The following is an 8,695-nucleotide window of genomic DNA, read 5'->3' on the forward strand; positions in this document are numbered from 1 at the left end:
GCGCGCCCGACCGGCACGGCCCGCCGCCGGCGGCCGGCGACAGCGCGGCGCGGCAGCTGCTCGGTCGGCGGCCACCGCCGTGCTCCACCACGACCGGGCAGCCTTCCTGGCCGGCGTGGACCCGAAGGCCCAGCGGTTCCGGGCCCAGCAGACGGCGATGTTCGCGCATCTCGCCGCCGTACCGTTCGCCGCCTGGTCCTACACCCTGGTGCGGACCGGTGCCTTCCCCCTGCCGGCGTCCGCCGACGGGACGCCGCGGATCGCGACCGAGGTCCGGCTCAGCTACCGGCTGGCCGGCTACGACAGCGAGCCGCTGGTCTCCACCGAGTACCTGACCCTGTCCCGGCGCGCCGGGCACTGGTACGTCGCCGGGGACGACGACGGGGCGGCCAGCGGGCACCGCAGCGATGTCCAGCTGTGGGACCAGGGGCCGGTGCGGGTGGTGCGCGGCGCGCACAGCATCGTGCTGGGACTCCCCGCCGCCAAGGTGCTCAGCGGCTACGCGGCCGACGCCGACCGGGCGGTACCCGAGGTGACGCACGCCTGGGGGAGCGGCTGGCCCGGCAAGGTGGTCATCGAGGCGCCGGCCACCCTCGACCAGCTGGCGGCACTGCTCGGCGCGAGCCCCGACGGATTCCGGGACATCGCGGCGGTGACCACCGGCGAACCCGCCGCCCAGGCCGGAAACAGCACTGGGAACGGCTCCGGAAACAGCACCGGGAACGGCTCCGGGACCGGCGCCGGCGGCGCGCCCGCCGACCGGGTGATCGTCAACCCGCAGGCGTTCGGTGAACTCTCCGCCTTCGGCCGCCAGGTCGTCCTCACCCACGAGACCACTCACGTCGCCACCCGGCTGTCCACCACCGCGCACACCCCGCTGTGGCTGTCCGAGGGCATCGCCGACTGGGTCGCCTACCGCGACGCGGGGCGCACCGCGCCCGAGATCGCCCCGGAACTCGCGGCGGACGTCCGGGCGGGCCGCGTGCCGGCCGCGCTGCCCGCCGCGGCCGACTTCTCGGCGACCGCCGCCGGGCTGCCGCAGGCCTACGAAGAGGGCTGGCTGGCCTGCCGGATGATCGCCGACCAGTGGTCGCCGGCGACACTGACCGCCTTCTACCGCGCGGTGGCGAAGGGCGGCACCCTGGACGCCCGGCTGCGGGCCGCGCTGGGGCTGAGCCTGCCGCAGTTCACCGCCCGCTGGCGGGCCTATGTGGAACAGGAGTTGGCATGAGCGAGGCGGGGGAGGCGGCCGGCGGCCGCGAGGCGGGCGAGGCCGGCCCGGCCGCGGGCGGCGTGGTGGAGGCCGGCGCCGCCGAGGACTTCACGCCGGAGCAGATCGCCCGGGGCAGGGCGCTGCGGCGCGGGGTGCGTGCCGGTGGTGGCCGGCTCCTCGGCGGTGTCCCTGGCGCTGCTGCTCGGGCTCGGTCTGACCTCCGGCGGCGCCCGGCTGATCGGCGCCTTCGGGGACGGGTGGGCGCCGCGGGTGGTGGGCGCCGCGGTGACGCTGGCGCTGCTGCCGGAGCTGCTCACGCTGCCCTTCGCGGCCCGGGGGCGGCTGGTCCGGGCCCGGTTCGGGCTGGTCACCCAGGGGTGGGGCGGCTGGGCGCTGGACCGGGTGCGCGGTCTGCTGGTGTCGCTCCCGCTGCTGCTCGGGGCGCTGTTCGCGGTGTACGCGCTGGCGGGCGCGACCCGCTGGTGGTGGGCCTGGGCGGCGCTGGGGGCGGCGGCGGTGACGGTGCTGCTGTCCTTCGTCGCCCCGCTGGTGTTCGAGCCGCTGTTCAACCGCTTCACCCCGATGGAGCCCGGGCCGCAGCGGACCGAGTTGCTGGCGCTCGCCGCCCGGGACGGCGTCCGGGTCGCGGACGTGCTGGTCGCCGACGCCTCCCGGCGCACCACCGCCCTGAACGCGTACGTGTCCGGTTTCGGCCGCACCCGCCGGATCGTCGTCCACGACACGCTGCTGGCCACCGCCGACCCCCGCGAGGTGGAGCTGGTGGTGGCCCACGAGCTCGGACATGTCGTCCACCGCGACGTCGCGCGCGGCACCGCGCTCGGCGCGGTCGGGGCCGCGGCCGGGGTGTGCCTGCTGGCGCTGGTGGTCCGCTGGTCCCCGCTGCTGGACCTGGCCGGTGTCCCCCGCTTCGCCGACCCGCGCTCGGCCTGGCTGCTGGCGGCGGCCGCCTCCGTCGGCGGCACGCTGGCGTCCCCGTTCGGCCGGGCGCTGTCCCGCCGAATCGAGCACCGCGCCGACCTGCACGCCCTGGATCTCACCCGGTCACCGGCCGCCTTCGTCGCCATGCAGCGGCGGCTGACCGTCACCAACATCGCCGACCCCGCCCCGCCCCGCCTCCTGCACCTGCTGCTGTCCACGCACCCCAGCGCGTCCGCCCGGATCCGCACGGCCCGCACCTGGCGGCCTCAGCCGGACGTGCCGGACGTGCCGGAGGTGCCCGGGGCGTAGGCGGACGCGGCGTCGGCGGCGCCGCCGGGGCGCTGCGCGGCCCGCTCGGCGCGAGACGGCACGGTGGCGGCCCACAGGCGGCGGCAGGCGATGACGGACGCGGCGACCAGCAGGCCGTTGCGGGTGGTGAGCAGCAGGACGCCCCACAGGTCGCTCTGGCTGACGTAGGTGAAGAAGACCGGGAACTCCAAGGTGGTGCACAAGGTCGCCGCCAGGGTCAGCACGACCGGCAGCCGCTGGACGGTCCCGGCCAGGGTCAGGCACACCGCCCCCGCGCCGACCAGCCACACCATGTACTGCGGGCTGATCACCCGGGAGGTCGTGGTGAAGACCAGCAGCGCGGCGAAAGCGGCGTCGTAGGGCGTGGACGCGCCGAACGTACGGGCCCGCAGCCGCCACCACAGCAGCCAGCCGAAGGCCAGCACGCTCAGCGCCAGCGCGCCGGCGCTCACCGCGTGGACGTGCGGGCCGAGGAACTCCACCGAGCCGTAGTGCATCGTCGAGCGGCCGTGCCAGCCGAAGTGCCGCCACACGTGGAAGACGGTGGCGCCCAGCGACTCCACCTCGGTGCCGCGGTCGCGCTGGGCGGTGACGAAGGAGAACGCCCCCGGCATGGTCAGCGCGAACAGCGCGGCCCCGCCGGCCGCGGTGCCCGCCGCCCACGCCCAGGAGCGCCGGGTCTCCCGGCCGCGCCGCGCCCCGATCAGCACCAGCACCGGCCACACCTTCAGCAGCGCGCCCACCCCCGCCAGTACGCCCGCGACCGCCGGCCGGCGCCGCAGCGCCAGCAGCGCGAGCACCGCGACCGCGGTCACCATCACGTCGTAGCGGGCGTAGACGATCGGCCCGCCCAGCACGACGCCGCCGATCCACACCCAGGCGCCGGTGAGCCGGCCCGACCGCCGGGCGTCCACCAGCAGGGCGGCCAGCACCACGGCGTCGGCGAGCAGTGCCAGGCAGAAGAACGCCGAGGCGTAGCCGAGGAACGGCACCGCCGCGGGGGCGACCATCACCGCCGCCGCGCCCGGCGGGTACTGCCAGGTGACGTCGTGCGCCGGGAAGGAGCCGCCGCGCAGCACCGGGTACCAGCCCTGGTAGACGTCCGACACGTCGTGCAGGATCACCTGCCCCGGGAAGCGCGCCACCCGGAAGACGAAGAGCATCAGCGCCGCACGGCTGACCGCCCAGGCGGCCAGCGCCCGCCCTTGAGGTCCGATATGCGTACTTGTCACGTTATGCATCATGTCCGGCGTCGGCGCCGGTCCGCCTGCCGGAAGCGGTCCGGGCGGCCAGCCGGGTGAACGCGGGGGCGGCCCCGCGCGGGGTACTGTCGGCGGCGATGGACAAGACCCTGATCGTCACCAACGACTTCCCGCCCCGCCCCGGCGGCATCCAGTCGTTCGTGCACAACTTGGCGCTGCGCCTCGACCCGGGGCAGGTCGTGGTCTACGCCTCCAGTTGGAAGGACGGCCGCGAGGTCGCCCGCTTCGACGCCGAGCAGCCGTTCCCGGTGATCCGGGACCGCACCAGGATGCTGCTGCCCACCCCGCGGGTGACCCGCCGGGCCGCGGCGCTGCTGCGCGAACACGGCTGCGGGTCGGTGTGGTTCGGCGCGGCGGCCCCGCTCGGCCTGATGGCGCCGGCGCTGCGCGCGGCCGGCGCTCGGCGGCTGGTCGGCACCACGCACGGCCACGAGGCGGCCTGGGCCCAACTGCCGGCGAGCCGCCAACTGCTGCGCAGGATCGGCGAGGGCACCGACACGCTCACCTACCTCGGCGAGTACACCCGCTCCCGGATCGCCGCCGCGCTGACGCCCGCGGCGGCGAGCCGGATGGTCCAACTGCCGCCGGGCGTCGACGAGAAGGCCTTCCACCCGGGCCCGGACGGGCCGGCGCTGCGGGCCCGGCTCGGACTCGCCGACCGCCCCGTCGTGGTGTGCGTGTCACGGCTGGTGCCGCGCAAGGGCCAGGACACGCTGATCCTGGCCATGCCGCGCATCCTGCGCGAGATCCCGGACGCGGTGCTGCTGATCGTCGGCGACGGGCCCTACCGGGCCGAACTCGACAAGCTGGCCCGGCGCGCCGGGGTAGCCGGAGCGGTGCGGTTCACCGGGCCGGTGCCGTGGTCCGAACTGCCCGCGCACTACGGCGCCGGCGACGTCTTCGCGATGCCGTGCCGGACGCGGCGCGGCGGGCTGGACGTGGAGGGCCTCGGCATCGTGTACCTGGAGGCCTCCGCGACCGGGCTGCCCGTCGTCGCCGGTGACTCCGGCGGCGCGCCGGACGCCGTCCTGGACGGTGAAACGGGCTGGGTGGTGCGCGGCGGCTCCCCCGCCCAGTGCGCCGACCGCGTGCTCACCCTGTTGAAGGACCCGGATCTGCGCCACCGCATGTCCGCCCGCGGCCGCGAGTGGATCCACTCCGCCTGGCGCTGGGACCTGCTGGCGTCCCGCCTCCGGGACCTGCTCTAGCGGCGCGCGGGCGCTGCGGGTACGGGCCTCGGGCCCGTCGGTGAGCAGCCGCGGCGGGCGGGTGCGGGCGGGTGGTGGGTCGGCCGCAAGGTTCCCTGGTCGCATGGTTCCCCCCGCCCCGCTGGGGCGTTCCCCCGCCCGGGAATGCGGGGGCCGTCCGCCCCCGCACCCGGTTCCGCCGGGTTCAGCGGGCGGCGTAGAGCCGCTCGATGTCCGCTGCGAAGTCCGCCGCCACCACGTTCCGCTTCAGCTTCAGCGACGGCGTCAAGTGGCCCGACTGCTCGGTGAACTGCACCGGCAGGATGCGGAACGCGCGGACGGACTCCGCCCGGGAGACCGACGCGTTGCCGAGGTCGACGGCGGCCTGCACGGCGGCGAGGAGGTCGGCGTCGGTGGCGAGGTCGGCGACGGTCCGGCCTGCCTTGCCGTGCTGCTCCGCCCAGCGGGGGAGGAACTCCTCGTCCAGGGTGATCAGGGCCGCCACGAACGGGCGGCCGTCCCCGACCACCATGCATTCGGCGATCAGGTGCTCCGCCCGGATGCGGTCCTCGATCAGCGCGGGGGCGACGTTCTTGCCGCCGGCCGTCACGATGATCTCCTTCTTGCGGCCGGTGATCGTCAGATAACCGTCCTCGTCCAGCGCGCCCAGATCCCCGGTGTGGAACCACCCGTGGGACTTGGCCTCCAGCGTCGCCGCCTCGTTGTTCCAGTAGCCGGAGAACAGGTGCTCGCCGTAGAGCAGCACCTCGCCGTCGTCGGCGATCCGGACCGTGGAGCCGGGCAGCGGCTGGCCGACCGTGCCGATCTTCGTACGGTCCCACGGGTTGAAGGACGCGGCCGCGCACGACTCGGTCAGCCCGTAGCCCTCCAGGACGGTGAAACCGATGCCCCGGTAGAAGTGGCCGAGCCGCTCGCCCAGCGCGGCGCCGCCCGAGATCGCGTGGGTGGCCCGGCCGCCGAGCACCGCGCGCAGCTTGCCGTACACCAGCCGGTCGAAGAGCCGGTGCTCCAGCCGCAGCCGCGCCGAGGGACCCGATCCGGTGTCCAGCGCCTTGCTGTAGGCGATCGCGACGGCCGTCGCCCGGTCGAAGATCCGCCCCTTGCCGCCGGCCTGGGCGGTGGCCCGCGCCGCGTTGTAGACCTTCTCGAAGACCCGCGGCACGCCGAGGATCATCGTGGGCCGGAAGGACTGCAGATCGTCCGTCAGATTCTGCACGTCCGGTACGTGTCCGAGCCGGATCGGCGCCATCACGGCCGCCACCTCGACCAGTCGGCCGAACACGTGCGCCAACGGCAGGAACAGCAGTACCGAGTTGTCGCCGGTGGTGAAGAGCGGGCCCAGCCGCTCCACCGCGTTGCCGCACTCGGCGAAGAAGGCGCGGTGGCTGAGCACGCAGCCCTTGGGGCGGCCGGTGGTGCCCGAGGTGTAGACGATGGTGGCGGGGGAGTCCGCGCCGGCCGACGCGGACCGCTCGTCCAGCACCGCGTCCGAGATGTCGGTGCCGGCCGCCCGCAGCACGTCCACCGCGCCGGTGTCGATCCGCCACACATGCTTGAGCTGCGGCAGCCGCACCCGCACCGATTCCACCGTGCGCTCGTGGCCCTCGGACTCGACCACCACCGCGACCGCGCCGGAGTCGCCGAGCATCCATTCCACCTGCGAGGCCGAGGACGTCTCGTAGACGGGCACGGTGACCGCGCCCGCGCTCCAGATGGCGAAGTCCAGCAGCGTCCACTCGTAGCGGGTCCTGGACATCAGGGCCACCCGGTCGCCGGGCTGCACCCCCGAGGCGATCAGACCGCGGGCCGCGGCCCCCACTTCGGCCAGGAAGCCGGCCGCGGTGATGTCGTCCCAGCCGCCGGCGCCGTTCTTGCGGCCGATGACCGGCAGGTCCGGATGGTGGGCCGCGTTACGGCGGATCAGATCCGTCAGATTGCCGTCCGCGGGGACCTCGTACAGGGCCGGAAGGCTGAACTCACGCAAGGCGGCTGCTCCTCATCGGTGCCACGGCGCACCCGGAGGGAAGGTGATGGACGGCCTGGATGTTACCCATCGGTAAAGCTCCGGCGATAGGGGGCCACTGCGGATGTTTTAAGCATCACACACCGGGCGGAAGCGGCGGAACCGGTTCCGCCAACACCGCACCGGATCCGCCGGGGTGCGCCCACCGCCCGCCGGGGAGCCCGGGGCACCGCGAAACGCCGCTATAAACTGGCCGTATGCGGGTGCATGTGGTGAGCGACGTCCACGGGGCGAGCGAGGCCCTGGCCCGGGCCGGTGAGGGCGCCGACGCCCTGGTCTGCCTGGGCGACCTGCTGCTCTTCCTGGACTACGCCGACCACTCGCGCGGCATCTTCCCCGACCTGTTCGGCGTCGGCAACGCCGACCGGATGGTGGAACTGCGCACCGCCCGCCGCTTCGAGGAGGCCCGCGAGCTGGACCGCGAGCTGTGGGCCGGCCGCGACCGGCGGGCCGTCATCGAGGCCGCGGTCCGCAAGCAGTACGGCGAGCTCTTCGCCGCCTTCCCCACCCCGACCTACGCCACCTACGGCAACGTCGACGTCCCCGGCCTGTGGGAGCAGTACGCGCGGCCCGGCACCACCGTGCTGGACGGCGCCACCGCCCTGATCGGCGACCGGGTCTTCGGCTTCGTCGGCGGCGGCCTGCGCACACCCATGCGCACCCCGTTCGAGGTCGAGGAGGCCGACTACGCCGCGAAGGTCGCCGCCCTCGGCCCGGTGGACGTGCTCTGCTCGCACATCCCGCCCGCGATCCCCGAGCTGTGCTACGACACCACCGCCCGCCGCTTCGAGCGCGGCAGCGAGGCCCTGCTGGACGCGATCCGGGCCACCCAGCCGAAGTACGCCCTGTTCGGCCACGTCCACCAGCCGCTGCTGGCCAGAACCCGGATCGGCCGCACCGAATGCGTCAATGTCGGCCACTTCAACCACACCCGCACCCCCTGGGTCGCTGGAGTGGTGAGGCGCCCCGGCCCGCCGCCGGCCGCCGACGGCGCGGTGCCGGGCTCCGCCCCCGGTCGCGGTAGCCTTCACCCGCAGCCAGCAGCACCGTTCAGGAGGGCCACGGCCATGGCGGAACACACCAGATCGAGCATCACGATCGAAGCGGCGCCGGCCGCCGTCATGGGCGTCATCGCCGACTTCGACCGCTACCCGGAATGGACCGGGGAGGTCAAGGAGGCGCAGGTGCTGGGCCGGGACGCGGCCGGGCGCGCCGAGCAGGTGCGCCTGCTGCTGGACGCCGGCGCGATCAAGGACGACCACACCCTGGCCTACCAGTGGGTCGGCGACAACGAGGTCCGCTGGTCGCTGATCAAGTCCCAGATGCTGCGCACCCTCGACGGCTCCTACGCGCTGGCCCCGCTGGACGGCGGCGCCAGCACCGAGGTCACCTACCAGCTCACGGTGGACGTCAAGATCCCCATGCTGGGCATGATCAAGCGCAAGGCCGAGAAGGTCATCATCGACCGGGCGCTGGCGGGCCTGAAGAAGCGGGTGGAGTCGGCCCCGGCCGACACCGCCGAGCCCGTGGAGGCCCCGCAGACCACCCCGAGCGCGGCGGACACCGCGGCGGACGCGGCCGGCGAGTCGGCCTGACGGGTGGCTTCGGTACGTACGCTGCTGGTCACCGGCGCCCCCGGGGCCGGCCGCACCACGGTCGCGGCGGCGACCGCGGCGGCGGCCGCCGGAGCGGGCCGCCCCACCCTGCTGCTCACCGGTGACCGTGACGCGGTGCGGGCCTT

The 8,695-nt window shown here is 74.9% G+C and carries 6 protein-coding genes and 1 pseudogene; 5 read left to right on the forward strand and 2 right to left on the reverse strand.

Translation table 11 applies throughout. The annotated features are described in order from the left end of the window. Positions 1–1,231 (forward strand): basic secretory family protein (locus GA0115240_RS20780; RefSeq protein WP_218087434.1); only part of this gene is annotated, 1,231 nt, incomplete at its 5' end. A 144-nt stretch (positions 1,232–1,375) separates the two neighbouring features. After that, the gene (locus tag GA0115240_RS20785; protein WP_256069907.1) at positions 1,376–2,461 is read left to right on the forward strand and encodes a M48 family metalloprotease; all 1,086 of its coding nucleotides are present in this window, start codon (positions 1,376–1,378) and stop codon (positions 2,459–2,461) included. On the opposite strand, the gene GA0115240_RS20790 is transcribed toward GA0115240_RS20785, so the two are convergent. Next, on the reverse strand, positions 2,419–3,702 hold the full coding sequence (locus tag GA0115240_RS20790) for a glycosyltransferase 87 family protein (protein ID WP_093738421.1): 1,284 nt from the start codon (positions 3,700–3,702) through the stop codon (positions 2,419–2,421). The two genes, GA0115240_RS20785 and GA0115240_RS20790, sit on opposite strands and share 43 nt — an antisense overlap. Positions 3,703–3,800: 98 nt before the next feature. Here GA0115240_RS20790 and GA0115240_RS20795 point away from each other — a divergent pair, with 98 nt between their 5' ends. Further along, complete coding sequence (locus tag GA0115240_RS20795; RefSeq protein ID WP_093738419.1) at positions 3,801–4,931, forward strand: glycosyltransferase family 4 protein; 1,131 nt, start codon at positions 3,801–3,803, stop codon at positions 4,929–4,931. Between the two features lie 184 nt (positions 4,932–5,115). Here the strand turns inward: GA0115240_RS20795 and GA0115240_RS20800 are convergent, their stop codons facing one another. Further along, positions 5,116–6,915, reverse strand: coding sequence for an AMP-dependent synthetase/ligase (locus GA0115240_RS20800; protein WP_093738415.1), 1,800 nt, complete (start codon positions 6,913–6,915; stop codon positions 5,116–5,118). A 236-nt stretch (positions 6,916–7,151) separates the two neighbouring features. Here GA0115240_RS20800 and GA0115240_RS38430 point away from each other — a divergent pair. Both GA0115240_RS38430 and GA0115240_RS38435 read left to right on the forward strand, forming a co-directional pair. Further along, positions 7,152–7,914 (forward strand): annotated as a pseudogene (locus GA0115240_RS38430) (metallophosphoesterase). A gap of 107 nt (positions 7,915–8,021) precedes the next feature. Further along, on the forward strand, positions 8,022–8,549 hold the full coding sequence (locus GA0115240_RS38435; RefSeq protein WP_256069908.1) for an SRPBCC family protein: 528 nt from the start codon (positions 8,022–8,024) through the stop codon (positions 8,547–8,549). The last annotated feature ends 146 nt before the right edge of the window (positions 8,550–8,695 follow it).

The organism is Streptomyces sp. DvalAA-14 (genome assembly GCF_900091855.1).
GTDB lineage: Bacteria > Actinomycetota > Actinomycetes > Streptomycetales > Streptomycetaceae > Actinacidiphila.